Raw genomic sequence first — 24,190 nt, 5'->3', positions numbered from 1 at the left:
TGTTCGGACACCACGAGACATCGATGACCACACTTCAAGAACTCCTCGCTCAAAAAGAAGCCCTTGAACAGCAGATCGCCCAGATCAAGAAAGCCGAACGCGAGGACGCGCTCCGCAGCGCGCGGACTCTGATCGAGACCTACGATCTTGCCGCCGACGAGCTCTTCGGCAAGCCGAAAGCCTTCGGGAAATCCGTCGCAGCCAAATACCGCAACCCCGAAACAGGTGAAACCTGGACCGGTCGTGGCCGTGCGCCGCGCTGGCTGGACGGCAGGAACCGCGAAGATTTCGCGATCTGAAAGAAAGCCGGCCCGAAAGAAAATGCCCGGATGCGAGCAAACGCATCCGGGCATTTTCACGTGTGCTTCGCGAATCTTCTCCCGGATGGGCTCGAATAAGCGGCACAAGCCTTGACCCGGAGAGAGGTGGATAACACGGCATCCCGTGCTTCTGGTTGAGGAAGCGATTCCCTCCGGGGTATTTCACGCAATGAGGTTTACCGCGAGGCTTTCCCGCAAGACCGAAGTGGCCTGAGCCATTAATCCGGCACCGGCAGAAACCAGGCCGCTCCACCAGGCAAAAGGGCAAAAAGAAGAAAGATCAGCAAAGCCCATTCCCGCGCCCGGTGCATCGCCTCTAGCGGTTCGGCGAAGTGTCCGCTGTCCTCCCGGACACATGCCCACTTTCGTCCGCGGCGCCGCATCATGTACCGACCGTCCGCGCAAGCAGCTTCTGCAATTGCCCCTTCGGCGCGCGCTAGATCCGCCGCAGCAGGTCGACCGACACCTCGTGCACCTGGTGGTGCAGCCGCAGTTCTTCCTCCAGGCGCACCAGCAAGCTCGCGGCCATCTCGGCGTCGGCCAGCGCGCGGTGGTAACGCCCGGCGACGGGCAGGCGTGCGTACTCGACCAGCGCGCCGAGCCTGTGGCTGGGCGCAAGCGGGAAAAGCCGTCGCGACAGCAGCAGCGAGCAAACGAAATCCTGCGTCCGCGAGCGCTGGATGCGGGCGAGCTCGGCATCCCAGAATTTCGCGTCGAATGCCGCGTTATGGGCGACGATCGGGATGTCACCGATGAAGTCGGACACCTCGCGCATCACTTCGCCCGCCGGCGGTGCGCTGCGGATCATGGCGTTGGAGATGCCGGTCAATGCCTCGATGTACGCCGGGACGCGCACGCCGGCGTTCATCAGGCTCTGGTACCGATCCACCACCCGCCCGCCTTCCACGATCACCGCCGCGATCTCGGTCGCCCGATCACCCTGTGCGGGCGAGAGCCCCGTGGTCTCGAAGTCGATGACGGCAACAACTTCCATGTTCCACACACTCCCCATCCCGTCACGCAGCCGCCCCATGCGGCCACCGTCTTCACCATCCCGACACGAATATTAATCGCTGCCTCAGGATCGCATCGATCTGATCGGCGCCCATGGTCCGCTGAAGGGCCGCCAGGCCGGGCCTCGATCCGCACATTGCACCGACCCCGGTCATCCCGGTAACGTACATGCGTCCGGTTCAGCCCATCATCCTTCGCTCACGAGCCACGCCTTGACCCAAACTGCCCTGCTCCCCGCGCTCGCCCACCAGGCCGCGCGCTGGATTCGTGACGCCGACGCCTTGCTCGTCGCCGCGGGCGCCGGCATGGGCGTGGATTCGGGCTTGCCGGATTTCCGCGGCCGCGAGGGTTTCTGGCGCGCCTATCCGGCACTGGGGCGCGCCGGCCTGGCGTTCGAGGAGATCGCGAATCCGGCGGCGTTCGAGCGCGATCCGATGCTGGCCTGGGGATTCTACGGTCACCGCCTTGCGCTTTATCGCCGCACGGCACCGCATCCGGGTTTCGGCATCCTGCGCGCGCTCGGCGACGCGCTTCCCGGTGGGGTCTTCGTGTTCACCTCCAACGTCGATGGCCACTTCCAGAAGGCGGGGTTCGATCACCAGGGCGTGGTCGAGATCCACGGATCCATCCATCACCTGCAGTGCCTGCAAGACTGCCGGCGGGCGATCTGGTCCGCCGACGGCTTCGAACCGGAGGTCGATCGCGAGGCGTGCAGGCTGCTCAACGCCGCGCCGCGCTGCCCGCACTGCGGCGGGATCGCCCGCCCCAACATCCTGATGTTCGACGACTGGCACTGGCTGGGCAGCAGGACGGCCGACCAGCTCGCGCGTTTCGAGGCCTGGCGTCTGGATCGCGGATGCAGGCCGCTGACGATCGAGCTCGGCGCCGGACGGCACGTCATCACCGTACGCCAGTTCGCCGAGCGCAGCGGCGGGCGCATGATCCGCATCAACCCGGAGGCGGAAGCTGCGTCCGGACCGGATGTCCTGCACCTGCGTTGCGGCGCGCTTGAAGGCCTGACGGCGATTCGCGAGGCGCTCGTCGGCGAAGCTTCTTCGACGCTGGACGGAACCGCGCCCCTTCCGCATCCGCCCTCGCGCTGAGTCAGGTTCCAGCATGGTGATGCGCCCACCCCTCTGCTCCGCAGCCTATCCACGCCTGATCGCCGACATCGGCGGCACCAACGCGCGTTTCGCGCTCATCGAGCGGCCGGGAGGCGAGCTGCTCGCCCTGCGCAGCCTGCCCTGCGCAGGCTTCGACGGGCCGGCAGAGGCCGTGCGGGCCTGGCTTGCGGACACCGGCGCCGCCCTGCCGGCAGTGGCCGCGTTCGGCATCGCCACCCCGGTGGGCGGCGACGCGGTGGCGATGACCAATCAGTGCTGGCGGTTCTCGGTCGAGGCGCTGCGTGCGACGCTCGGGCTGCAATGCCTGCGCGTGATCAACGACTTCACCGCCCTCGCCCTGGCCCTGCCCGGCTTGTCCGAGGACGTGCTCGAACGTGTCGGTGGCGGCGAGGCGCGGCCCGGTGCGCCCATCGGCCTGCTCGGTCCGGGCACCGGGCTGGGCATTTCCGGCCTGGTTCCGGCACCCGGCGGTCCGGTGCCGCTGCAGGGCGAAGGCGGCCATGTGAGCCTGCCCGCATGCACGGCGCGCGAGGCACAGGTGGTCGCCTGGCTGGCCATGCGCCACGGCCACGTGTCGGCCGAACGGGTGCTCTCCGGACCCGGCCTGGTCGCGCTCCATGACGCGCTGCGCGCGCTCGACGGCGCCCCGGCCGTCCCCCTGTCGGCCGAGGAAGTCGGCGCGCGCGGCCAGGCTGCCGCCTGCCGGTACTGCATGGATGCGCTGTCGATGTTCTGTGCCCTGCTCGGCACCGTCGCCGGCGATCTCGCCCTGACCCTGGGCGCGCGCGGCGGGATCTACATCGGCGGCGGGGTCGTGCCGCGCCTGGGTGAGTTCTTCGCGCACTCCGCCTTCCGTGTCCGCTTCGAGGCGAAAGGCCGCTTCCAGCCCTATCTCGCGCAGATCCCGACCTGGGTGATCCGTTCGCCGCATGCCGGGCTCCTCGGCGCATCGGCGGCACTCGACGTCGGCTTCGAGATCGGCTATACCGCCTGCGCCACGCTCCCGTAGCACTCCATCCTTGATTCCGGATCCCGACGCCTCCCGCCGAGGCCAGCACACCATGAGCATCCAGACCGTCACCACCCGCCCCATTCCTGGCCAGCGCCCCGGCACTTCCGGCCTGCGCAAGAAGGTCACCGTCTTCCAGCAGCCGCACTACCTCGAGAACTTCGTGCAGGCGGTGTTCGACACCCTGCCCGGCCACGAGGGCCAGACCCTGGTGCTGGGCGGCGACGGGCGCTTCCACAACCGCGCTGCGGTGCGCACCATCCTGCGCATGGCGGCCGCCAACGGTTTCGCCAGGGTGCTGGTGGGCCGCGGCGGGCTGCTGTCCACGCCGGCGGTGAGCGCGGTGATCCGCCGCCGCGGCGCCTTCGGCGGCATCATCCTGTCGGCCAGCCACAACCCGGGCGGTCCTGACGGCGACTTCGGCATCAAGTACAACGCCGCCAACGGCGGCCCCGCCCCGGAGAAGCTTACCGAGGCGATGTACGCGCGCAGCCAGGAGATCGCCGAGTACCGCATCGAGGACGAAGGCGAGGACATCGACTTCGACACCCCGGGCACACGCACGTTGGGGGGCATGACGGTGGAGGTGATCGACCCGGTCGCCGACTACGCGGAGCTGATGCAGCAGCTCTTCGACTTCGACGCCATGCGCGCGTGGTTCGCCGCCGGCCACCGCATGCGCTTCGACGCGATGAGCGCGGTGAGCGGTCCCTACGCGCGGGCGATCCTGGAGGGGATGCTCGGCGCGCCCGTGGGTACCGTGGTCAACGGCGAGCCGCTGGAGGACTTCGGCGGCCACCATCCCGACCCCAACCCGGCGCACGCCGCCGAGCTGATGGCGGCCATGGCCGGCGCCGGCGCGCCCGACTTCGGCGCCGCCTCGGACGGCGACGCCGACCGCAACATGATCCTCGGCCGCGATTTCGTGGTCACGCCGTCCGACAGCCTGGCGGTGCTCGCCGAGCATGCCACCCTGGTGCCCGGCTATCGCGCCGGGCTGGCCGGCATCGCGCGCTCGATGCCGACCTCGCGCGCTGCCGACAAGGTCGCCGCCGCGCTCGGCATCCCCTGCCACGAGACGCCCACCGGCTGGAAGTTCTTCGGCAACCTGCTCGACGCCGGCCAGGCCACGCTGTGCGGCGAGGAGAGCTACGGCACCGGCTCCAGCCACGTGCGCGAGAAGGACGGACTGTGGGCGGTGCTGTTCTGGCTCGACCTGCTCGCAGTCACCGGGCGCTCGGTGGAAGAGCTGGTGCGCGCGCACTGGGCGCGCTTCGGCCGCCACTATTACTCGCGCCACGACTGGGAGGGCATCCCCACAGAGCGCGCCGACGCGTTGATGGCCGCGCTGCGCGCGAGCCTGCCCGCGCTCGTCGGCCGCGACTGCGGCGCCGGGCTGCGTATCGAGGCAGCCGACGACTTCGCCTACACCGACCCGGTCGACGGCTCGGTCAGCACCCGTCAGGGCATTCGCCTGCTGTTCGCCGACGGCAGCCGCATCGTCTTCCGCCTGTCCGGCACCGGCACCGAGGGCGCCACGCTGCGCGTCTATCTCGAACGCTACGAGGCCGACCCCGTCCGCCACGACCAGCCGGTGCAGCGGGCGCTGGGCGAACTGATCCGCATCGCCGACGAGATCGCCGGCATCCGCCGCCACAGCGGCATGGAGGCGGCCACCGTGGTGACCTGAGTCCAGTCGGTGTGGCGCCTGTCATGACACCCACACAGGGGATGGGGTCATAATGGCGGCATCTCCGCAGGCAACGATCGGGAGCCGCCCGTGGCCACACCAGAACTGGAACGCATCCTTGCACGACACCGCCGGGATCCGCTGCAACTCCTGCAGATCCTCATCGAAGTGCAGGCTCGTGAAGCCTGGCTGGCGCCGGCCACGCTGAGCGCGATCGCCGATGCGCTCGGCGTGCCACGCGCGCGCGTCGAGAGCACGGCGAGCTTCTACAGCTTCCTGCACACCCGCCCGGCGGGCGAATTCCGCATCCTGTTCTCCGACAACATCACCGACCGCATGCTGGGCAACCAGGCGCTGATGAAGTCGCTGTGCGACAAGCTGTGGCTGGAGCCGGGCAAGGTCTCGGAAGACGGCCTGGTGAGCGTCGACACCACCTCCTGTACCGGCATGTGCGACCAGGGGCCGGCGGCGCTGGCCAACGGGCGCACGATCACTCGCCTGACGCCCGCGCGCATCGACGAGATGGCGCACCTGATCCGCCGCCGCGTGCCGGTGGGTGACTGGCCGCCGGAGTGGTTCCATGTCGATGACAACATCCGCCGCCGCGACGTGCTGCTCGACCACGGCCTGGCGCCGGGCAACGCGCTCGCGGCCGCTCTCGATCGCGGCCCGACCGGGCTGCTGGGGGAGATCGAACGCTCCGGCCTGCGCGGCCGCGGCGGTGCGGGCTTCGGCAGCGACATCAAGTGGCGCTCCTGCCGCGATGCCTGGGGCGACGCGCACTACGTCATCTGCAACGCCGACGAGGGCGAGCCCGGCACCTTCAAGGACCGCGTGCTGCTCGCGAGCCACTTCGACCTGGTGGTCGACGGCATGTGCATCGCCGGCATGGCGATCGGCGCCAACAAGGGCTTCATCTACCTGCGCGGCGAATACCGCTACCTGCTCGACCGCCTGGAAACCCGTCTTGCCCAGCGCCGCGAACAGGGCCTGCTCGGGCGCAACATCCTCGGCCGCGGGTTCTCCTTCGACATCGAGATCCACCTCGGTGCCGGCGCCTACATCTGCGGCGAGGAGTCGGCGCTGATCGAGTCGCTCGAGGGCAAGCCCGGCAAGCCGCGCATCCGTCCGCCCTTCCCGGTCACCAACGGCTACCGGGGCCAGCCGAGCACGGTGAACAACGTCGAGACGCTCGCGCTCGCGGCGCTGATCGCCGTGCATGGCGGCGAATGGTTCCGCGCCATCGGCACCCCGGCCTCGACCGGGACCAAGCTGCTGTCGGTGTCGGGCGACGTGGAGCGCCCCGGCATCTACGAATTCCCCTTCGGCGTCACCGTCGCCGAGGTGCTCGAGGCAGCCGGCGCGCGCGACACGCAGGCCGTGACCAGCGCCGGTGCGGCCGGCCATTGCCTGGCGGCCGACGAGTTCGATCGCCGCATCGCCTTCGAGGACGTCGCCACCGGCGGTTCGATCATGGTCTTCGACCACTCCCGCGACATGTTCGAGGTCGCGCGCAACTTCCTGCATTTCTTCGCCCACGAGAGCTGCGGTTTCTGCACGCCATGCCGCGTCGGTACCGCGGTCAATGCACGCCTGATGGACAAGCTCGCCGCCGACCGCGGCTCGCCTTACGACCTCGAGGAGATGGCGAGGATGCACCGCCTGATGCAGGGCGCCAGCCACTGCGGCCTGGGCAACACGGCGACGATCGCGCTCGAGGACATCCTCGCCAAGTTCCGCCCGGCCTTCGAGCGCCGCCTGCATTCGCCCGAGTACGAGCCGGCCTTCGATCTCGACGCGGCGCTGACCCAGGCGCGCCGCATGACCGGGCGCGACGATGCCGGCGCCCACCTCGGCGACAACCGCGAAGCGCTGGCCGCGGAGCGCGCGCATGGGCAGGGCAACCCCGCCTCCGCCGAGCCCGCCTCGGCAAAGGATCTGCAGCCATGAACGATTCATTCCTGCTCGATGGCGAGGACATCCCCTTCACGCCCGGCCAGACCGTGATGCAGGCCGCCACCGCCGCGGGCAAGTACATCCCGCACCTGTGCTGGCATCCGGACTTCGCCGCGCACGGTTCGTGCAAGCTGTGCACGGTCAAGATCGGCGGCCGCTTCGCCACCGCCTGCACGGTACGTGCCTCGGCCGGCCAGGAGGTGGAGAACCGCACGGAAGAACTCGACGCCAAGCGCCGCACGCTGCTGCAGCTGTTGTTCGTCGAAGGCAACCACTTCTGCCCCTCGTGCGAGAAGAGCGGCGACTGCGCGCTGCAGGCCACCGCCTACGAGATGGGCATGCTGACGCCGCATTTCGACCACTTCTACCCGGACCGCCCGGTCGACGCCTCGCATCCGGACGTGCTGCTCGAATTCAACCGCTGCATCATGTGCGAGCTGTGCGTGCGCGCCAGCCGCGACGTGGACGGCAAGAACGTGTTCGCACTCGCCGGGCGCGGCACGAAGTCGCACCTGATCGTCAATAGCGAGAGCGGACAGCTGGCCGACACCGACTTCGCCGCCACCGACCGCGCGGCCGAGGTGTGCCCGGTCGGGGTGATCCTGAAGAAGCGTGTGGGCTTCGCGGTGCCGATCGGACGGCGCACCTACGACCTGAAGCCGATCAGCGCAGCAGGCACGGAAGGCGAGCGCGAGGATGCGGCGGACAAGACCGCGCTGCGCGAGAAGGAGGCCGGATGATGGATCAGCAGAACCTCAAGGATTCGCCGCACGCGAGCCCTGCAGCCCCGCCGCGCAAGCTCAAGGTCGCGACCGTGTCGCTGGCCGGCTGCTTCGGCTGCCACATGTCCTTCCTCGACATCGACGAGCGCCTGCTGCCCCTGCTCGAGCTCGTCGAGTTCGACCGCTCGCCGCTCACCGACATCAAGCACTGCGGCCCCTGCGACATCGGCCTGATCGAGGGCGGCGTGTGCAACGCCGAGAACGTGCACGTGCTGCGCGAGTTCCGCGCCAACTGCAAGGTGCTGATCGCGCTCGGCGCGTGCGCGGTCAACGGCGGCCTGCCGGCACAGCGCAACCACCTCGAGCTGGCCGACATCCTGCAGCAGGTGTACCGCACCGGCCACGGCCTCGCCGAGGGCAGTGCGATCCCCGACGATCCCGAGCTGCCGCTGCCGCTCAACCAGGTCCATCCGGTGCACGAGGTGGTGAAGATCGACTACTTCCTCCCCGGATGCCCGCCCTCGGGCGACGCCATCTGGGCCTTCCTGACCCAGTTGATCGAGGGCAAGGAGCCAGCCCTGGGCCATGGGCTGCTGCACTATGACTGAGGCCAGGGGGATCGCGGCTGCCGCCGCTCCCACCGAGCTGCCGCTGTGCCTGACTGTGGGAGCGGCGGTAGCCGCGATCTTCACCGCCCAAGCCATCCAGTCCCTTGCCCCCGCCGCATCCCGTACTCACGTACGCGAAGGACACATGCCATGAGCTTCGAACTCGAAACCGCCACCGTCGCCAGCGAGAACCTGCGCCGCGTCGCCATCGACCCCGTGTCGCGCGTCGAGGGTCACGGCAAGGTCACCATCCTGCTCGACGAGGACAACAAGGTGCATCAGGTGCGCCTGCATATCGTCGAGTTCCGCGGCTTCGAGCGCTTCATCCAGGGCCGGCCGTACTGGGAAGTGCCGGTCATGGTCCAGCGCCTGTGCGGCATCTGCCCGGTCTCGCACCACCTCGCCGCGAGCAAGGCGCTCGACCTCATCGTCGGCGCTGCCAAGGTGACCCCGACCGCGGACAAGATGCGCCGCCTGATGCACTACGGCCAGATCCTGCAGTCGCACGCGCTGCACTTCTTCCACCTGTCCTCGCCCGACCTGCTGTTCGGTTTCGACTCCGAGGTCGGCCGGCGCAACATCGTCGGCGTGGCGGAGAAATATCCCGAGATCGCGAAGAAGGGCATCCTGCTGCGCAAGTACGGCCAGGAGGTCATCCGCCTGACCGCCGGCAAGCGGGTACATGGCACCGGTGCGGTACCCGGCGGCGTCAATCGCGCCCTGAGCATCGAGGAACGCAAGGACCTGCTGAAAGACGCCTACCAGATGATCGCCTGGAGCCGCGAGGCGGTGCAGATCATCAAGGAGCTGCACCAGCAGAACCCCGCGCTCTACGACCAATTCGGCACTTTCCGCTCCAACTTCATGGGCATGGTCGCGCCCGACGGCAGCCTCGACCTCTACCACGGCGTGCTGCGCGCCAGGGACGCCGACGGCAGGATCCTGTTCGACCAGGTCGATTACCAGACCTACGACCGCCTGATCACCGAGGAGGTCAAGCCCTGGAGCTACATGAAGTTCCCGTATTTCACGGCCATGGGGCCGGAGCAAGGCTGGTACAAGGTCGGCCCGCTCGCCCGCGTGCAGAACTGCGACAGCATCCCGACGCCGTTTGCCGAGCACGAGCGCCGCGAGCTCGTCGCCTACGCGGGCGGCAAGCCTTTGCATGCCACGCTCGCCTACCACTGGGCGCGCATGATCGAGATGCTGTTCGCCGCCGAGACCATCAAGGAACTGCTGCAGGACGACGACCTCTCCGGCCCCGAACTGATGAGCACCGGCGAGCGCCGGCGCGAGGGCGTCGGCGTCATCGAGGCGCCGCGCGGCACCCTCTTCCATCACTATCAGGTGGGCGACGACGACCTCGTCACCATGGCCAACCTGATCGTCTCCACCACCAATAACAACCAGGCGATGAACACCGCGGTGCGCGAGGTGGCGAAGAAGTACCTCGACGGCCAGCAGATCACCGAGGGCCTGCTCAACCACATCGAGATCGCCATCCGCGCCTACGACCCCTGCCTGTCCTGCGCCACCCACGCGCTCGGCAAGATGCCGCTCGAGGTCACCCTGGTGGATGCAGAAGGCACGGAGCTGGACCGGAAGTACAAGGCGTGACCGCGCCGGTGCTGGTCTTCGGCTGGGGAAACCCCAGCCGCGGCGACGACGCGCTGGGGCCCCTGTTCGTCGAGGCCGTCGAGGCCATGAATCTGCCCGGCGTGGAATGCCTCACCGACTTCCAGCTTCAGGTCGAGCATGCGCTGGACCTGAAAGGGCGGGAGCGGGTGCTGTTCGTCGACGCCTCGGCGAATGCGCCGGCGCCCTACGCCATCGACCGCATCGAACCCGCCCGCGACGCCAGCTTCACCACCCACGCGGTGTCGCCGCAGGCCATCCTGCAGGTGTACCGCGAGGTCGAAGGCGAGGCCCCTCCTCCGTGCTGGCTGCTGGCGATCCGCGGCGCGGCGTGGGAACTGGGAATGCCGCCGGGCGCCAGCGCTCGCCAGAACCTGGTGGCGGCGCTGGATGGGTTCAGGGACTGGCTGTAGAGCTCCGTCAAGAGCGGCGGCAAGGGCAAAACACGGCCGTGATCTGCCCTTGCCGTGTGAAGGACGCAGGGTCTGCAGTTCGCGCCGCGGTAACGGGCTCCGCTAAAGGGAGCGCAGCTGCTCCAGCGCCTCTTCGACTCTTTCCACAGCAATCACATTCAAGCCCTCGATCGGGTGCTTCGGGGCATTGGCACGCGGCACGATGGCGGTATCGAAGCCGAGCTTCGCAGCTTCCTTCAGTCGCTCCTGACCGCGCGGCGCCGGGCGGATCTCGCCGGCGAGGCCGACTTCGCCGAATACCGCCAGACCGCGCTTGAGCGGGCGGTCGCGCAGCGAAGAGACGATCGCGAACAGGATCGCGAGGTCGGCTGCCGGTTCGGTGATCTTGACCCCGCCCACCGCATTGACGAACACGTCCTGATCGAAGCACACGATGCCGGCGTGGCGGTGCATGACCGCCAGCAGCATCGCCAGCCGGGTCTGCTCCAGACCCACCGACAGCCGGCGCGGGTTGGGGCTCTGCGAGGCGTCGACCAGAGCCTGGATCTCGACCAGCAGCGGGCGGGTGCCTTCCTGGGTGATCAGCACGCAGCTGCCGGCGACCTGCTGCGAGTGCTGCGACAGGAAGATCGCCGAGGGGTTGGAGACCCCTCGCAGGCCGCGCTCGGTCATCGCGAACACGCCGAGCTCGTTGACCGCGCCGAAACGGTTCTTGAACGCGCGGATCAGCCGGAAGCTGGAGTGGGTGTCGCCCTCGAAGTAGAGCACGGTGTCGACGATGTGCTCGAGCACGCGCGGGCCGGCGAGCGTGCCGTCCTTGGTGACGTGGCCGACCAGGATCAGGCTGGTGCCGCTCTGCTTGGCGAAGCGGGTGAGTTGGGCCGCGCACTCGCGCACCTGGGCCACCGAGCCGGGGGCGGACTGCAGGGTTTCGGAATAGACGGTCTGGATCGAGTCGATCACCGCCACCCGCGGGCGCGCCTCGCGCAGGGTGTGCAGGATGCGTTCGAGGTTGATCTCGGCGAGCATCTGCAGGGGCGACGGCGGCAGTTGCAGGCGCTGCGCACGCAGCGCGACCTGCTCGCCCGATTCCTCGCCGCTGACGTAGATGACGGTGCTGCCCTGCGATCCTGACGCCGAGCCGGAACCGCTTCGCGCCGAGGCACGTGAAGCCCGCTCGCCGCCAGCGCTTGCGACCATGCCGGCCAGGTTCGACAGCGCCTGCAGCAAAAGCGTCGACTTTCCGATCCCCGGGTCGCCGCCGATCAGCACCACCCCGCCGCCGACCAGCCCGCCGCCGAGCACGCGGTCGAACTCATCGAGACCGGTGGGCTGGCGCGGCTCCTCGCGCGGTTCCAGCGCGGACAGCGGCTGCAGGCGGCTGGTCTCGCCGGCGAGCGCGGCGAAGCGGCTGCCCGCGGCCGGCGCCGCGGGCTCCAGCACGGTCTCGACCAGGGTGTTCCAGGCCTGGCACTGCGGGCACTGGCCCTGCCAGCGCACCGCCTGTGCGCCGCATTCGGTGCACACGAAGGCGGTCTTGCTGCGGGCCATCAGTGCGGCCCGCCGACAACATCAACGATCAGGCACGCCAAGGACTCAGGCCCCTTCTTCCTCGCGGGCGATGCGCGCGAACTCCTCGCAGGCGTAGTCGGCGAAGGCGGTGATCAGTCGCGAGCGGAACTTGTCGCGCGGAACGATGACTTCGAGCGGCGTGTAGATGCGCGGCTGCAGCGGAATGGCGACCAGCCGGCCTTCCTCGACGTCGCGGCGGATGGCGCGCCGGGAGGCGATCGCGAAGCCGAGCCCGGCCGCAGCGAGCTGCTTGATCGCGGCCAGGCTGCCAAGTTCGGCGCACAGCGTGATCTCGCTGCCGGCCACGCCGGCGGCCTCGAAGAACTCGTCGGCGATCTGGCGGACGCCGTTGCCCGGGTCGCGGTCGATGAAGGGATGTCCGACGAGGTCGCGGGCGGTGACCTGCTTGAACTTCGCCAGCGGGTGGTCCGGGCTGCAGATCACCAGCAGTTCGTCGCGCGCTGCGGAGCGGCGTTCGATCGTGTGCTGCTCGGTGGCGATCTCGATCAGGCCGATGTCGAGGTCGCGCGCGGCGACGCGATCCTCGGTGAGCTTGGAGTTGCCCACCACGACCCGCGGCAGCACGCCCGGGTAGCGGCGCTTGAAACCCTCGAGCATCTGCGGCAGCCAGTAGGCGGCGATCGTGGTGCTGGTGCCGATCTTGAGCTGGCCGGCGAGCTCGTCGGTGAGCTCCGACACTCGGGAATCCAGCTCGGCCGACAGACCGAGGATCTTTTCGGCGTAGGCCAGCACCAGCTCGCCTGCGGGTGTCAGGGTGATCTTGCCGTGGCCGCGGTCGAGCAGGCGGGTGTCGAAGTGCTCTTCCAGCTGCTTGATCTGGAAGGTGACGGCCGGCTGGGTCATGTGGAGGTGTTCCGCGGCACGGGTGAAGGACCCGTGCTTCGCCACCGCGTGGAATACCTGGAGTCTGCGATCTGCCATGATGTGGATAAGTACGATTTATTTTTCGAATTAAAGCACAGTCTGGCCCATTTTTGGACTTCGTGAAACCACGCACCATCGGGGTGCCGGTCGATCCCGATCACACCCTCGCGAACCTGCCGCAAACGACCTCACGACGCGCCTGCGGCAAGCTCGCCGGTGCCGTGAGGAAGATCATAACGGCGCAAACGGCTTCATGTTATAAACCGCGCTCCACACCCATCATCCGACCCTCGCGATGCCGCTCGGCTTCTACATCATCATGGCGGCGCAGTTCTTCTCTGCGCTTGCCGACAACGCCCTGTTGATCATCGCGATTGCAATGCTGCGGGACATGGCGTCCCCGTCGGAATTCGAGCCCCTGCTCAAGCTGTTCTTCACGGTGTCGTACGTCGCGCTCGCCGCCTTCGTCGGCGCCTTCGCCGACTCGATGCCGAAGTGGCGGGTGATGCTGATCAGCAACACGATCAAGATCGGCGGCTGCCTGCTGCTGTTCCTGGGCACGCATCCGCTGCTCGCCTACGCGGTGATCGGCCTTGGCGCCGCCGCCTATTCCCCCGCCAAGTACGGCATCCTCACAGAGTATCTGCCGCACCGCCTGCTGGTGGTCGCCAACGGCTGGATCGAAGGCCTCACGGTGGCGGCGATCATCGTCGGCACCGTACTGGGCGGGATCATGATCCGCAACGACGTGACGGCCTCGCTGATGGGACTGGGCCTGCCGCTGGTCGATACGCCCTTCGAGGCCGCCGTGTTCGTGATCGGCACGCTGTACCTGGTGGCGGCCATCTTCAACGCCTACATCCCCGACACCGGCGTCGACCACAAGCCGCTGAAGAGCAATCCGCTCTACCTGATCCACGACTTCAACCATTGCCTGCGCCTGCTATGGCGCGACAAGCTCGGCCAGATCTCGCTCGCCGTCACCACGCTGTTCTGGGGCGCGGGCGCGACCTTGCAGTTCATCGTGATCAAGTGGGCGGAGCACAACCTCGGCATGAACCTCTCGCAGGCCTCGATGCTGCAGGGCGTGGTCGCGCTCGGCGTGGCCACGGGATCGGTGCTCGCGGCGCGCTACATCTCGCTGCGGCGGGCGGTGAAGGTGATCCCGCTCGGGATCGCGATGGGCCTGGTCGTGATGACGATGGTGGGCGTGACCGAAGCCTGGATCGCGATGGTGCTGATGGTGCTGGTAGGCGGCCTGGCGGGCTTCTTCGTGGTGCCGATGAACGCCCTGCTGCAGCACCGCGGCCATATCCTGATGGGTGCGGGGCACTCGATCGCGGTGCAGAACTTCAACGAGAACCTGTCGATCCTGGTGATGACCGGCACCTATGCGCTGCTGATCATGCTCGGGCTGTCGATCAACATCGTGATCGTGATGTTCGGCCTGTTCGTGGCCGGCACCATGTGGCTGGTCAAGCGCCGCCACGAACAGAACCAGCGCGAGTTCGACAACGTCGCCCTGCTCGAAGACAGGCTGCACTGAGCGTCGCCGGTGCGGTGACCTTTGCTCCGGGCTCCGGCCGGAGCGTCGCGCTAGGTCTCGCCCGCCATCACCCGGCGCGCGAAACAGAGATCTTCCCAGGCCTTCGCCTTGTCCTGCGGATTACGCAGCAGGTAGGCCGGGTGATAGGTGACCACGACCGGGATGCCCTCGCGCTCGAAGCGCTTGCCGCGTGCCGCCGAGATCGCGAGCTCGCGATCGAGCAGTGCCTGCGCGGCCGGGCGGCCGAGCGCCACCAGCAGGCGCGGCCGCACGAGCGTGATCTGGCGCTCCAGGTAAGGCAGGCAGGCCGCCATTTCGGCACGCTCGGGCGTGCGGTTGTGCGGCGGACGGCATTTGACCGCGTTGGCGATATAGACGTCCCTGCCCCGCTCCAGGCCGAGCGCGGCGAGCATGTTGTCGAGCAGGCGCCCGGCCTGGCCGACGAAGGGTTCGCCGCGCTGATCCTCCTCCGCACCCGGCCCTTCGCCGACGAACATCCAGCGCGCCCCGCGGTCGCCCACCCCGGGCACGGCCTGCTTGCGACGCTCGCACAATGCGCAGGCGCGGCAGGCGCGGATGTCGTCCTCGAGCGCGTCCCAGTCCAGGGTCTGGATGCGCGCGATGCGTTCGGCCTGGCCGGGCACATCCGCACGGGAAGTGGCGGGTTTAGCGGCCTGGGGAGACGGGGCGTCTCGCCTGGTCGTGACAGGCACGTCCGGACGGGGCGCAGGCCTGGGCGCGACGCTCGGTGCCGGCGGCGCAGGCGTCCCTGAGCTCGGATCCCGCGCATCGCCCCGCCGAACTTCAGCGGGAAGCGGCGCGGGGACCGCCGGCTCGGCCAGGTCGAGTGCTTCGGGCTGACGATCGCGCCGTCGCCAGATCGGCCCCAGGCCCATCTCGCGCAGCGCGGCGTCTCGCCAGGACGAGAGGCGTGCCGCCATCAGAGCGCAAGCCTCATCACGATCGCATCCTCGCGGCCGCCGACGGCCGGGTAGTAGCCGCGCCGCCGGCCGATCTCGGCAAAACCGCAGCGCTCGTAGAGACGGAGCGCCGCGACGTTGGAAGGCCTCACCTCGAGGAAGAAGCTCTCCATACCGTGCTGCCGCGCACGCGCGCACAGCCAGTCCATGAATGCGCGCCCCAGGCCTCTGCCCTGCTGGGCCGCGACCACGCCGATGTCGAGCAGATGCGCTTCGTCGAGGACGTTGAGCACGATCGCATAGCCGATCGCCTCATCCGCGCGGCGCATGATCCAGGCGTCGTTGCCGGCAGCGAGTGCATCGACGAAGTTGCCGCGCGACCAGGGGTGCGCGTGCAGTTCGGCTTCGCGCGCGGCGACCCAGTCGAGGTCGTCGGAACTCATCACCGCGAACGACAGCTCGGGCATCAGGCCCGCCCTCCGCGCGCCAGCCTCTCGGCCGTGGTCAATGCCACCTTGTCTCGAACGTAGAGCGGCGCAGCCAGCTCCGGAGGGATCAACTCGCCGCGCGCCACCGCCACCGCGCCGAGGCGTGCGACTTCCTCGGCGCCGGGCACCATGTCGGGCCTGCAGCCGGTCAGGCGCCCGAGGAAGCGCGCCTCCAGTTCCTGTGGCCAGACCTTGAATGCGGAGCCGGCCGCGAACCAGTCGCCGGCCGGCAGTTCCAGCGCCAGGGGAGCGCAGCAGCCCGCCGCCCCGACCGCCATCGGCACGCCCTCGGCGTCCTGCTCGAACGCCGCATGGTAGGCCTCGCCCATGCGCGCATCGTTGACGACGAAGACGCGCGCGGCACCGGCCTGCAGTGCCACCGCCTGGAGGCTGCCGACCGCGGCGACCCCGAGGTCCGCGGCGAGCGCGATGCCCTGCGCCACGCCGCAGGCCAGGCGCAGGCCGGTGAATGCCCCGGGCCCCGCGCCGAAGGCAACGGCGTCGAGCTGTGTGATCGCGATCCCGGCTTCGCCGAGTAGTTCGCGCAGGTCGCGCAGGACCGCCTCGGAGTGATTCGCCGCACCCTGGATGCGGCGCACGAGCAGCTCGCCGTCGTGCAACAGCGCGACACTGCCATGCTCGGTGGCGGTTTCGATGGAGAGGATGTTCATGGGGCCGGTATTCTACCGGCTGGCGCCGAAAGCGGTGGCGAGGTGTCGATCGGCAGCGCCCGCCGGTTCAGCTGCCTGCGGGATTCCGGCCTGCTCGGGGGCGGGACATGCCCGACCAGCGGTCAGCGTCGTCCCTTGCGCGGAGGGGCCTCGTCCCGGTAGGCGCCGCGGGCCGCATCGCGCAAATGTTGGCGGAAATTGCTGCGCTCTTCCTCGCTCATCTTGCGCCGCTTCTGCTCACGCTCGTCAGCACGCCCCTGCCCGTCCAGGGTGTTGCGCCAGTCCTTGCGCCGCAGCTCGGCGCCCGACCGTCCCTGCTCCTCGCTGGCGAACAGGCCGCGTCCGGGCTGCGCATGAGCGAGTGGCGCGGCGAGCAGTGCGACGCCGAGCAGCACGATCCCTGCACCCTTGACCGCGAAGCGCTGAACGAGCCCGCGTACCGAGGGCGGGTAGCCGGGAACGCCGGCAGGAGACGAGAGGAAACGCATCATCGACAACACAATCACCGCTTGAACTTGAAAGGCAATGAGAAGATCGCCTCGATCGGACGAACAGACACCCGGAACATACGGCAATCGACCGTGCGCCGGAAGATCGAAATCGCAAGCCGGACGGGGATTTGTAAGTCGATATTGCGTGCGCGCAACGCACTTACGAAGGGTTACCCGGAGCGCTCGCGGGCGCCCCATCGACACGCTGGCAAGGGCTCGCGTCTCAGGCTAGCATCTCGGACATGAACCAGAAAACACGCTACCGGATTCTCGTGGTGGACGATGACGCCCGCTTGCGCGAGCTCTTGTCCCGTTACCTGCAGGAGCAGGGATTCGCGGTCAAGGCCGTGGGCGACGCGCCAATGATGGATCGCGCGCTGCACCGCGAGCATTACGACCTGATCGTGCTCGACCTGATGCTGCCCGGTGAGGACGGCCTGGCGATCTGCCGGCGCCTGCGCGCGGCGGAGGAACAGATCCCGATCATCATGCTCACCGCCAAGGGCGACGACGTCGATCGCATCGTCGGCCTGGAGATGGGTGCGGACGACTACCTCGCCAAGCCCTTCAACCCGCGCGAACTCGTCGCCCGCATCCAGGCGGTGATGCGTCGCCAGCCGCAGACCCTGCCCGGCGCCCCGACTCCCGAGGACGAGATCGTCGTGTTCGGGCGGGTGAAGGTCAATCTCGGCACGCGCTCGCTGGTCCGGGATGGCGAGGAAATCCAGCTCACGACCGGCGAATTCTCGCTGCTGAAGGTGCTGCTGACCCATCCCCGGCAGCCGTTGTCGCGCGACAAGCTGATGGAACTCGCGCGTGGGCGGGAGTACGGCGTGTTCGACCGCGCGATCGACGTCCAGGTCTCGCGCCTGCGCAAGTTGGTCGAGGATGATCCGGCCAAGCCGCGCTACATCCAGACCGTGTGGGGCTTCGGTTACGTGTTCGTGCCCGATGACCACAAGGCCGCCGCCGATGCGACCGAGGGTGGGAACGGTAGCGCGACCGGAAGCGGCGACACCGAGGGCAACTGACTGAAACATCCAGCATGACGCAAGCCACGAAGGCCCCGCCCGGGCCTGCGTCCCCGCCGCCTGCCCGCCGCCGATCCTGGCTGCCGGGCACCCTGCTGTGGCAGACCTTCCTGCTGGTCGCGCTGCTGCTGATCCTCGCGCTCGGGATCTGGTCGCAGATCTTCCGCTATTTCCAGGAGCCGGCGCGCGCAAGAGACGTGGCGCAGATGGTGGTGTCGGTGGTCAACCTGACCCGCACCGCGCTGATCAACGCCGATTTCGATCGCCGGATCGACCTCCTGATCGACCTCGCCGCCCTCGAGGGGATCCGCATCTATCCGGCCGAGGCCACCGACGAGCTGGTGCCGCTGGACGACACGCGGCCGCTGCAGCTGTTGATGGGCGACGTGCGGCGCCAGCTCGGCGACCACACCCGCTTCGCCGCGCGCTGGAAGACGCTCGACGGCTTCTGGGTGAGCTTCCGTCTCGATCCCGACGATGCGAACGACGAGTACTGGGTCATGCTGCCGCCCGAGCGCATCGACAACCCGGACAGCTTCGACTGGCTGGCCTGGGGAAGCGGTGCCCTGCTCGCGGCGCTGCTCGGTGCCTATCTGATCGTGGCCCGCATCAGCGCCCCGCTGCGCCAGCTCGCACGCGCGGCGCGCATCGTCGGCAGCGGCGAGACCCCGCCGCCGCAGGAGGAAAGCGGCCCGCAGGAGATCGCGATCGTCGCCCGCGCCTTCAACCAGATGACCAGCAACCTCGCACGCATGGACGAGGACCGCGCGCTGATCCTCGCCGGGGTGTCGCACGACCTGCGCACCCCGCTCGCACGACTGCGCCTGGGCATCGAGATGTCCGGCGCACCCGACAGCGAGGTCACCGCGATGGTGACCGACATCGAGGAGATGGACCGCATCATCGGCCAGTTCCTGGACTTCGGTCGCGGCGATTCGCAGGAAGTGCTCGCGCCGACCGATCTTGCCGCCCTGGTGCGCGAGGTTGCCGAACCCTATCGGCTGCGGGGAGTGGAACTCCGCCTCGACCTGCCCGATGCGCTGGTCGCGCCGGCGCGCGCGCTGTCGATCCGGCGTGCAATCGCCAACCTGATCGACAACGCCTTGCGCTACGCCGGTACCGATCAGCCCCTGGACATCAAGCTCGACATCGACCGCGAGTTCGCCCGCATCGAGGTCGCCGACCGCGGCCCCGGCATCCCCGAGAACGAAGTCGAGCGCCTGCGCCGCCCGTTCACCCGGCTGGAGAAGGCGCGCACGAACACCAAGGGCGCCGGGCTGGGGCTGGCGATCGTGGAGCGGGTCATGCGTGGACACCATGGCCGCCTCGACCTGCTGCCGCGCGAGGGCGGCGGCCTGCGCGCGGTGCTCTGCCTTCCGGTCGCGGCCAAGGACGGCGAAAGCGATAGAATGCGCCGTCCAGCATCAGGCAGTCCGCGTAAATCATGAAATTCCTCTTCGACCTCTTGCCGGTCATTCTCTTCTTTGCCGCCTACAAGATCGGCGGCGCCAACCCGGAAGGCGCCCATGCGCTCGCCTCGAGCTGGCTCGGTGACGGCATCGCCGTATCGCAGGCACCGATCCTGATCGCGACCTTCGTCGCAATTCTGGCGACCATGCTGCAGATCGCGCTGGTGTGGGCGAAGCATCGCAAGGTGGACACCATGCTGTGGGTCAGCCTGGCGATCATCGTCGTCTTCGGCGGCGCGACCCTGTTCTTCCATAACCCCACCTTCATCAAGTGGAAGCCGACCGCGCTGTACTGGATGTTCGGTGTGGTGCTGCTCGGCTCGGCCTGGCTGCTGCAGCGCAACCTGATCCGCAAGATGCTCGAGGCGCAGATCAAGCTGCCCGAGCCCATCTGGAATCGTCTGAACCTGGCCTGGGCCGGGTTCTTCATCGCGATGGGCCTGCTCAACCTCTACGTCGCCTACAACTTCAGCGAGGAGACCTGGGTCAACTTCAAGATGTTCGGCGGCATGGGCCTCATGCTGGCCTTCGTGCTTGCCCAGGGCTTTTATCTTTCCCGTCACATGGAAGAGGAAAACAACTGATGTACTACGCACTGATCGGCGAAGACGCCCCCGGCGCGCTGGAAACCCGGCTCGCGGTTCGTCCCGAGCACGTCGCCCGTCTCGAGGCTCTGCGTGACGAAGGCCGCCTGCTGCTCGCCGGCCCGATGCCGGCGATCGATTCGCCCGACCCCGGCCCGGCCGGCTTCAGCGGCAGCCTGATCGTCGCCGAGTTCGACTCCCTCGCCAGTGCCGAATCCTGGCTGCGCGAGGACGCCTATGTGCGCCACGGCGTGTTCGCCCGCACCACCGTCCGCCCCTTCCGGAAGACCCTGCCGTGAGCGCGGAAACGGTCGCGCGCATCCGTGAAACCCTGGTCGCTCGCTTCGAGGTCCACGACCTGGAGATCCACGATGACAGCGCGCTGCACGCCGGACATGCAGGCGCGCGCGACGGCGGGGGCCACTACCGCGTATTTATTGTTTCTCCCGCTTTCGAGGGCTGCAGCAGAGTTCATCGACAGCGTATGATCTACGACGCGCTGGGCGACATGATGAAGAAGGACATCCATGCTCTCGCCATCCGCGCGCTTTCGGCCGTCGAGGCCGCCAAACAAGCACACTGAAGGAATCTCCATGAAACATTTTCCGAGCCGTCTCGCCGTAGCCCTGCTGACCGGTTTCCTCGCCCTTCCCGCCCTTGCCGCCGACCCGGTCGCCAAGGTCAATGGCGTCGACATCCCTTCGGCCATGGCCGAGGCGATGCTCTCCGAGCAGCGCGCGCAGGGCGTGCCCGAGAACGATCAGCTCAAGAACGCGGTGCGCGAGGAGCTCATCCGCCGCGAGGTCCTGAGCCAGGAAGCCAACAAGAAGGGGCTCGACAAGAAGGCCGAGGTGCAGGCGCAGATGGACATGGCCCGTCAGGCCATCCTGATCCGCGCCTACCTGCAGGACTACGTGCGTGCGAATCCGATCACCGACGCCGACCTGAAGAAGGAATACGAGGTGATCAAGAGCCGCATGGGCGACAAGGAATACAAGCCCCGCCACGTGCTGGTCGAGACCGAAACCGAGGCCAAGGCGGTCATTGCCCGCCTGCAGAACGGCACCGCGTTCGAGGAAGTGGCCAAGGAGTCGCGCGACCCGGGTTCCAAGGATCGTGGCGGCGAGCTGGGCTGGAGCAACCCCGGCATGTTCGTGAAGCCGTTCTCTGAAGCGATGGTCAAGCTGCAGAAGGGCAAGTACACGACGACCCCGGTCAAGAGCGATTTCGGTTACCACGTGATCCAGCTCGACGACGTCCGTGACGTTCAGGCGCCCCCGTTCGACGAGGTCAAGCCGCAGCTGCAGCAGCGCCTGCAGCAGCAGAAGGTCGAGCGCCATGTGCTCGAGCTGCGCGAGAAGGCGAAGGTGGAGTAAGCACCGCGACGCTTCGAGACGCCCGGAAATGCCCGGGCGTCCAGCACCGGCGATGCCGGCAGCGCATGAAAAAACCGCCGTCGGGCCGAGCCCCACGGCGGTTTTTCTCGTTCCACGCCACGGGCCCGACGCCGCAGCATCGGGCCCGGGACGCTCAGAACTGCGCTTCGCTCAGCGCCAGCGCACCCGCAGCACCGTTGGCCACGGTGTAGGCCAGCCCCGGCGCCTGCGCCAGCACGTGGTCGGCGTAGAAGCGCGCGGTGACGATCTTGGTCCTGTAGAAGTCGGCATCGCCCTCGCCGGCCTCCAGCTTGGTCCGGGCGACCAGGGCGGCACGCGCCATCTGCCAGCCGCCGGCGACGATGCCGAGCAGCTTGAGGAAGGGCACCGAGCCGACCGATGCCGCCTTGATGTCCTTGCCGTAGGTGGCGAGGATGTAGGCGACCGCCTCTTCCACGGCCGAGATGCCGGCCTTGAGCGAACGCGCGATGGCGACGAAGGCTTCGTCCTGCACGCCGGCCACTTCGGCCTCGACCGCGCGCATCGTCTGCACCAGCGCGGCAACGGTCACCCCGCTCTCGCGGGCGATCTTGCGGCCGATCAGGTCGTTGGCCTGGATCGCGGTCGTGCCCTCGTAGATCGTGGTGATGCGCGCGTCACGGAAGTGCTGGGCCGCCCCGGTCTCCTCGATGAAGCCCATGCCGCCATGCACCTGCACGCCGTCGGAGGTGACGTCGATCGAGTTCTCGGTGCACCAGCCCTTGACCACCGGGATCATCAGGTCGACGAAGGCCTGGTTCTGCGCGCGGACCGCCTCGTCCGGGTGGTTGTGCGCCTTGTCGAAGGCGGCGCCGACCACGTAGGCGAGCGCACGCATGGCCTCGGTCTTGCTCTTCATGTTCATCAGCAGACGGCGCACGTCGGCGTGATGCAGGATATTGACCTTCGGGCCCCCGCGGACGCCGGCATCCGTGCCCTGGATGCGGTCCTTGGCGTACTGCAGCGCGTGCTGGTAGGCGCGCTCGGACAGCGCCAGGCCCTCCATGCCGACCGCGAAGCGGGCCTCGTTCATCATGATGAACATGTACTCGAGGCCGCGGTTGGGTTCACCCACGAGGGTGCCGATCGCGCCGCCCTTGTCGCCGAAGGCGAGCACGGCGGTGGGGCTGGCGTGGATGCCGAGCTTGTGCTCGATCGACACGCAGTGCACGTCGTTGCGCGCGCCCAGGCTGCCGTCGGCATTGACCAGGAACTTGGGCACGACGAACAGCGAGATGCCCTTCACGCCTTCGGGCGCGTCCGGCAGGCGGGCGAGCACGAGGTGGACGATGTTGTCGGTGAGGTCGTGTTCACCGTAGGTGATGAAGATCTTCTGGCCGAAGATCTTGTAGGTGCCGTCGCCCTGCGGTTCGGCCTTGGTGCGCACCGCGGCGAGGTCGGAACCGGCATTCGGCTCGGTCAGGTTCATCGTGCCGGTCCACTCGCCGGCGATCATCTTCGGCAGATACATGTTCTTCTGCTCGTCGGTGCCGCGCAGCATCAGCGCCTCGATCGCGCCGCTGGTCAGCATCGGGCACAGCGAGAAGGCCATGTTGGCCGACTTCCACATTTCCATGACCGCGGTCGCGAGCAGCTTGGGCAGGCCCTGGCCGCCGAACTCGGGGTCGCAGGGCAGCGCGGTCCAGCCCGACTCGGTGAACTGCTTGTAAGCGTCCTTCCAACCCGGCGCGGTGGCGACCTCGCCATCGTTCCACTTCGCGCCTTCCTGGTCGCCGGTCCAGTTCAGCGGGGCGAGCACGCCGCTGGCGAACTTGTCCGCCTCTTCGAGGATCGCGTCCACCAGGTCGGCCGACACTTCCTCGTTTCCGGGAAGCTGCATGACTTCATCGAGACCGGCGAGTTCGCGCATCACGAACTGCATGTCGCGGATGGGGGCGTTGTAGTTACTCATTTGTCTTGGCGCTCCAGAAAAAAGTGGGTCGGACTTACTTGTCGAGGAGATAACGGCGATCGTCGAATGCGGCGACCCAGTCGGGCCGATACACCACAAGCAGCGTGATCACCGCGCCGCTGATCCAGGCCTCGGAAAACCCGAGCAGCAGGAAGAACGGCAGGTATTCGGTGAATAGAAATCCGGCGGAATAGGCTCCGGCCGCGACCATCACGGCGGACGCCAGCAGGCCCTGCGCCATCACCGTCAGGGCCGCCCCAGCGAAGCTGGTCACGAACACGAAGATGAAGAAGTGCGCCGGCAGCCAGCGCTCCACCGCACGCTGGAAGCCGTAGGCGAAGCCCACGGGCATCAGGACCATCAGCACGAAGTTGATCGGCCAGTCGGTCCATTGGATCGCCCCGTTCAGGGTGATGCCACTCAGTGCGATCCCCAGCGCCAGCACCGCGAACCGGGGTCCGAGGGCCAGCGTCGCGGCCATGGCGCCGAGCATGTGCAGGTTCAGGCCGGGCTTGACCCCCGCCCGCATGCTCCACATCAGCATCAGCCCCACCCCGAAGCCGAGCAGCAGGTTGAGCTGTGCCGGCGCACGCAGCCGCACCCAGGGCGCGCGGCGCAGGGTCAGGTACAGACCCAGCACCGCGAGCGCAAGCAGCACTCCCTGCCCTGCTTCGGAAAACAGCGTGGCGGGAAGATCCATGCCCGTGGGTGAGGC

25 protein-coding genes are annotated in these 24,190 nt (G+C 68.1%); 16 read left to right on the top strand and 9 right to left on the bottom strand.

Features of this window, described 5'->3' with window-relative positions:
• Positions 1 to 23: 23 nt before the first annotated feature.
• Positions 24 to 299 (top strand): H-NS histone family protein, encoded by a 276-nt coding sequence (locus tag CKCBHOJB_RS09935; protein ID WP_281048523.1) that lies wholly within the window; start codon positions 24 to 26, stop codon positions 297 to 299.
• A 457-nt stretch (positions 300 to 756) separates the two neighbouring features.
• Here the strand turns inward: CKCBHOJB_RS09935 and CKCBHOJB_RS09930 are convergent, their stop codons facing one another.
• On the bottom strand, positions 757 to 1,314 hold the full coding sequence (locus CKCBHOJB_RS09930; RefSeq protein WP_281048522.1) for a 3'-5' exonuclease: 558 nt from the start codon (positions 1,312 to 1,314) through the stop codon (positions 757 to 759).
• A 232-nt stretch (positions 1,315 to 1,546) separates the two neighbouring features.
• On the opposite strand from CKCBHOJB_RS09930, the gene CKCBHOJB_RS09925 reads away from it, so the two are divergent.
• The 8 genes from CKCBHOJB_RS09925 to CKCBHOJB_RS09890 all read left to right on the top strand — a co-directional run bounded on the left by CKCBHOJB_RS09925 (position 1,547) and on the right by CKCBHOJB_RS09890 (position 10,491).
• Entirely contained in the window at positions 1,547 to 2,437 is an 891-nt protein-coding gene (locus tag CKCBHOJB_RS09925; RefSeq protein ID WP_281048521.1) for a Sir2 family NAD-dependent protein deacetylase, read from the top strand.
• A 19-nt stretch (positions 2,438 to 2,456) separates the two neighbouring features.
• On the top strand, positions 2,457 to 3,467 hold the full coding sequence (locus CKCBHOJB_RS09920; RefSeq protein ID WP_281048520.1) for a glucokinase: 1,011 nt from the start codon (positions 2,457 to 2,459) through the stop codon (positions 3,465 to 3,467).
• Between the two features lie 52 nt (positions 3,468 to 3,519).
• The gene (locus CKCBHOJB_RS09915) at positions 3,520 to 5,157 is read left to right on the top strand and encodes an alpha-D-glucose phosphate-specific phosphoglucomutase (protein WP_281048519.1); all 1,638 of its coding nucleotides are present in this window, start codon (positions 3,520 to 3,522) and stop codon (positions 5,155 to 5,157) included.
• A gap of 90 nt (positions 5,158 to 5,247) precedes the next feature.
• Positions 5,248 to 7,107, top strand: a complete 1,860-nt coding sequence (locus CKCBHOJB_RS09910) for an NAD(P)H-dependent oxidoreductase subunit E (protein ID WP_281048518.1) — start codon at positions 5,248 to 5,250, stop codon at positions 7,105 to 7,107.
• Positions 7,104 to 7,853, top strand: coding sequence for a 2Fe-2S iron-sulfur cluster-binding protein (locus tag CKCBHOJB_RS09905; RefSeq protein ID WP_281048517.1), 750 nt, complete (start codon positions 7,104 to 7,106; stop codon positions 7,851 to 7,853). The genes CKCBHOJB_RS09910 and CKCBHOJB_RS09905 overlap by 4 nt, the downstream gene beginning before the upstream one ends.
• Complete coding sequence (locus CKCBHOJB_RS09900; RefSeq protein ID WP_281048516.1) at positions 7,850 to 8,443, top strand: NADP oxidoreductase; 594 nt, start codon at positions 7,850 to 7,852, stop codon at positions 8,441 to 8,443. Before CKCBHOJB_RS09905 ends, CKCBHOJB_RS09900 begins: the two co-directional genes overlap by 4 nt.
• 150 nt (positions 8,444 to 8,593) lie before the next feature.
• Complete coding sequence (locus tag CKCBHOJB_RS09895; protein WP_281048515.1) at positions 8,594 to 10,060, top strand: Ni/Fe hydrogenase subunit alpha; 1,467 nt, start codon at positions 8,594 to 8,596, stop codon at positions 10,058 to 10,060.
• A complete protein-coding gene (locus CKCBHOJB_RS09890) occupies positions 10,057 to 10,491 on the top strand; it encodes a hydrogenase maturation protease (protein ID WP_281048514.1) in 435 nt (144 codons plus the stop codon). The genes CKCBHOJB_RS09895 and CKCBHOJB_RS09890 overlap by 4 nt, the downstream gene beginning before the upstream one ends.
• A gap of 102 nt (positions 10,492 to 10,593) precedes the next feature.
• On the opposite strand, the gene radA is transcribed toward CKCBHOJB_RS09890, so the two are convergent.
• Together radA and CKCBHOJB_RS09880 are read right to left on the bottom strand one after the other, a co-directional pair.
• The gene (gene radA / locus CKCBHOJB_RS09885; protein ID WP_281048513.1) at positions 10,594 to 12,042 is read right to left on the bottom strand and encodes a DNA repair protein RadA; all 1,449 of its coding nucleotides are present in this window, start codon (positions 12,040 to 12,042) and stop codon (positions 10,594 to 10,596) included.
• Positions 12,043 to 12,087: 45 nt separating this feature from the next.
• Positions 12,088 to 13,005, bottom strand: a complete 918-nt coding sequence (locus tag CKCBHOJB_RS09880; protein ID WP_281048512.1) for a LysR family transcriptional regulator — start codon at positions 13,003 to 13,005, stop codon at positions 12,088 to 12,090.
• A 238-nt stretch (positions 13,006 to 13,243) separates the two neighbouring features.
• On the opposite strand from CKCBHOJB_RS09880, the gene lplT reads away from it, so the two are divergent.
• Complete coding sequence (gene lplT, locus CKCBHOJB_RS09875; protein WP_281048511.1) at positions 13,244 to 14,494, top strand: lysophospholipid transporter LplT; 1,251 nt, start codon at positions 13,244 to 13,246, stop codon at positions 14,492 to 14,494.
• Positions 14,495 to 14,544: 50 nt separating this feature from the next.
• Here lplT and CKCBHOJB_RS09870 read toward each other — a convergent pair whose 3' ends face one another.
• The 4 genes from CKCBHOJB_RS09870 to CKCBHOJB_RS09855 all read right to left on the bottom strand — a co-directional run bounded on the left by CKCBHOJB_RS09870 (position 14,545) and on the right by CKCBHOJB_RS09855 (position 17,064).
• The gene (locus CKCBHOJB_RS09870; RefSeq protein WP_281048510.1) at positions 14,545 to 15,435 is read right to left on the bottom strand and encodes a uracil-DNA glycosylase; all 891 of its coding nucleotides are present in this window, start codon (positions 15,433 to 15,435) and stop codon (positions 14,545 to 14,547) included.
• Positions 15,435 to 15,881, bottom strand: coding sequence for a ribosomal protein S18-alanine N-acetyltransferase (gene rimI / locus CKCBHOJB_RS09865; protein ID WP_281048509.1), 447 nt, complete (start codon positions 15,879 to 15,881; stop codon positions 15,435 to 15,437). The genes CKCBHOJB_RS09870 and rimI overlap by 1 nt, the downstream gene beginning before the upstream one ends.
• Positions 15,881 to 16,573 (bottom strand): tRNA (adenosine(37)-N6)-threonylcarbamoyltransferase complex dimerization subunit type 1 TsaB, encoded by a 693-nt coding sequence (gene tsaB, locus CKCBHOJB_RS09860; RefSeq protein ID WP_281048508.1) that lies wholly within the window; start codon positions 16,571 to 16,573, stop codon positions 15,881 to 15,883. The genes rimI and tsaB overlap by 1 nt, the downstream gene beginning before the upstream one ends.
• A gap of 122 nt (positions 16,574 to 16,695) precedes the next feature.
• Entirely contained in the window at positions 16,696 to 17,064 is a 369-nt protein-coding gene (locus CKCBHOJB_RS09855; RefSeq protein WP_281048507.1) for a hypothetical protein, read from the bottom strand.
• Positions 17,065 to 17,306: 242 nt separating this feature from the next.
• Between CKCBHOJB_RS09855 and ompR the strand changes: the two genes are divergently transcribed.
• The 6 genes from ompR to CKCBHOJB_RS09825 are packed head-to-tail and all read left to right on the top strand — an operon-like array spanning position 17,307 to position 21,524.
• A complete protein-coding gene (gene ompR / locus CKCBHOJB_RS09850) occupies positions 17,307 to 18,095 on the top strand; it encodes a two-component system response regulator OmpR (protein ID WP_281048506.1) in 789 nt (262 codons plus the stop codon).
• Positions 18,096 to 18,109: 14 nt separating this feature from the next.
• Entirely contained in the window at positions 18,110 to 19,543 is a 1,434-nt protein-coding gene (locus CKCBHOJB_RS09845; protein ID WP_281048505.1) for an ATP-binding protein, read from the top strand.
• Positions 19,540 to 20,148, top strand: a complete 609-nt coding sequence (locus CKCBHOJB_RS09840) for a septation protein A (RefSeq protein ID WP_281048504.1) — start codon at positions 19,540 to 19,542, stop codon at positions 20,146 to 20,148. The genes CKCBHOJB_RS09845 and CKCBHOJB_RS09840 overlap by 4 nt, the downstream gene beginning before the upstream one ends.
• Positions 20,148 to 20,447, top strand: a complete 300-nt coding sequence (locus tag CKCBHOJB_RS09835; protein ID WP_281048503.1) for a YciI family protein — start codon at positions 20,148 to 20,150, stop codon at positions 20,445 to 20,447. Before CKCBHOJB_RS09840 ends, CKCBHOJB_RS09835 begins: the two co-directional genes overlap by 1 nt.
• A complete protein-coding gene (locus tag CKCBHOJB_RS09830; protein WP_281048502.1) occupies positions 20,444 to 20,731 on the top strand; it encodes a BolA family protein in 288 nt (95 codons plus the stop codon). Before CKCBHOJB_RS09835 ends, CKCBHOJB_RS09830 begins: the two co-directional genes overlap by 4 nt.
• A gap of 10 nt (positions 20,732 to 20,741) precedes the next feature.
• Positions 20,742 to 21,524, top strand: a complete 783-nt coding sequence (locus tag CKCBHOJB_RS09825) for a peptidylprolyl isomerase (protein WP_281048501.1) — start codon at positions 20,742 to 20,744, stop codon at positions 21,522 to 21,524.
• 154 nt (positions 21,525 to 21,678) lie between these two features.
• On the opposite strand, the gene CKCBHOJB_RS09820 is transcribed toward CKCBHOJB_RS09825, so the two are convergent.
• Positions 21,679 to 23,475: an acyl-CoA dehydrogenase gene (locus CKCBHOJB_RS09820; protein ID WP_281048500.1), complete on the bottom strand. Its 1,797-nt coding sequence runs from the start codon at positions 23,473 to 23,475 to the stop codon at positions 21,679 to 21,681.
• Positions 23,476 to 23,509: 34 nt separating this feature from the next.
• Positions 23,510 to 24,175, bottom strand: coding sequence for an energy-coupling factor ABC transporter permease (locus CKCBHOJB_RS09815; protein WP_281048499.1), 666 nt, complete (start codon positions 24,173 to 24,175; stop codon positions 23,510 to 23,512).
• Between the last annotated feature and the right edge of the window lie 15 nt (positions 24,176 to 24,190).

Source organism: Thauera sp. GDN1 (assembly GCF_029223545.1).
In the GTDB taxonomy this organism is placed as follows: Bacteria; Pseudomonadota; Gammaproteobacteria; order Burkholderiales; family Rhodocyclaceae; genus Thauera.
Note: the sequence above shows the minus strand (reverse complement) of the source record. Positions and strands in the feature narration are given on the sequence as shown.

What these genes read in the sequence shown, in the direction of transcription:
- CKCBHOJB_RS09935 (WP_281048523.1), top strand. Translation starts at nt 24, where the DNA reads ATGACCACACTTCAAGAACTCCTCGCTCAAAAAGAAGCCCTTGAACAG.
- CKCBHOJB_RS09930 (WP_281048522.1), bottom strand. Translation starts at nt 1,314, where the DNA reads ATGGAAGTTGTTGCCGTCATCGACTTCGAGACCACGGGGCTCTCGCCC.
- CKCBHOJB_RS09920 (WP_281048520.1), top strand. Translation starts at nt 2,457, where the DNA reads ATGCGCCCACCCCTCTGCTCCGCAGCCTATCCACGCCTGATCGCCGAC.
- CKCBHOJB_RS09915 (WP_281048519.1), top strand. Translation starts at nt 3,520, where the DNA reads ATGAGCATCCAGACCGTCACCACCCGCCCCATTCCTGGCCAGCGCCCC.
- CKCBHOJB_RS09905 (WP_281048517.1), top strand. Translation starts at nt 7,104, where the DNA reads ATGAACGATTCATTCCTGCTCGATGGCGAGGACATCCCCTTCACGCCC.
- CKCBHOJB_RS09900 (WP_281048516.1), top strand. Translation starts at nt 7,850, where the DNA reads ATGATGGATCAGCAGAACCTCAAGGATTCGCCGCACGCGAGCCCTGCA.
- CKCBHOJB_RS09895 (WP_281048515.1), top strand. Translation starts at nt 8,594, where the DNA reads ATGAGCTTCGAACTCGAAACCGCCACCGTCGCCAGCGAGAACCTGCGC.
- radA (WP_281048513.1), bottom strand. Translation starts at nt 12,042, where the DNA reads ATGGCCCGCAGCAAGACCGCCTTCGTGTGCACCGAATGCGGCGCACAG.
- CKCBHOJB_RS09880 (WP_281048512.1), bottom strand. Translation starts at nt 13,005, where the DNA reads ATGGCAGATCGCAGACTCCAGGTATTCCACGCGGTGGCGAAGCACGGG.
- lplT (WP_281048511.1), top strand. Translation starts at nt 13,244, where the DNA reads ATGCCGCTCGGCTTCTACATCATCATGGCGGCGCAGTTCTTCTCTGCG.
- CKCBHOJB_RS09870 (WP_281048510.1), bottom strand. Translation starts at nt 15,435, where the DNA reads ATGGCGGCACGCCTCTCGTCCTGGCGAGACGCCGCGCTGCGCGAGATG.
- rimI (WP_281048509.1), bottom strand. Translation starts at nt 15,881, where the DNA reads ATGCCCGAGCTGTCGTTCGCGGTGATGAGTTCCGACGACCTCGACTGG.
- tsaB (WP_281048508.1), bottom strand. Translation starts at nt 16,573, where the DNA reads ATGAACATCCTCTCCATCGAAACCGCCACCGAGCATGGCAGTGTCGCG.
- CKCBHOJB_RS09855 (WP_281048507.1), bottom strand. Translation starts at nt 17,064, where the DNA reads ATGATGCGTTTCCTCTCGTCTCCTGCCGGCGTTCCCGGCTACCCGCCC.
- ompR (WP_281048506.1), top strand. Translation starts at nt 17,307, where the DNA reads ATGAACCAGAAAACACGCTACCGGATTCTCGTGGTGGACGATGACGCC.
- CKCBHOJB_RS09845 (WP_281048505.1), top strand. Translation starts at nt 18,110, where the DNA reads ATGACGCAAGCCACGAAGGCCCCGCCCGGGCCTGCGTCCCCGCCGCCT.
- CKCBHOJB_RS09840 (WP_281048504.1), top strand. Translation starts at nt 19,540, where the DNA reads ATGAAATTCCTCTTCGACCTCTTGCCGGTCATTCTCTTCTTTGCCGCC.
- CKCBHOJB_RS09835 (WP_281048503.1), top strand. Translation starts at nt 20,148, where the DNA reads ATGTACTACGCACTGATCGGCGAAGACGCCCCCGGCGCGCTGGAAACC.
- CKCBHOJB_RS09825 (WP_281048501.1), top strand. Translation starts at nt 20,742, where the DNA reads ATGAAACATTTTCCGAGCCGTCTCGCCGTAGCCCTGCTGACCGGTTTC.
- CKCBHOJB_RS09820 (WP_281048500.1), bottom strand. Translation starts at nt 23,475, where the DNA reads ATGAGTAACTACAACGCCCCCATCCGCGACATGCAGTTCGTGATGCGC.
- CKCBHOJB_RS09815 (WP_281048499.1), bottom strand. Translation starts at nt 24,175, where the DNA reads ATGGATCTTCCCGCCACGCTGTTTTCCGAAGCAGGGCAGGGAGTGCTG.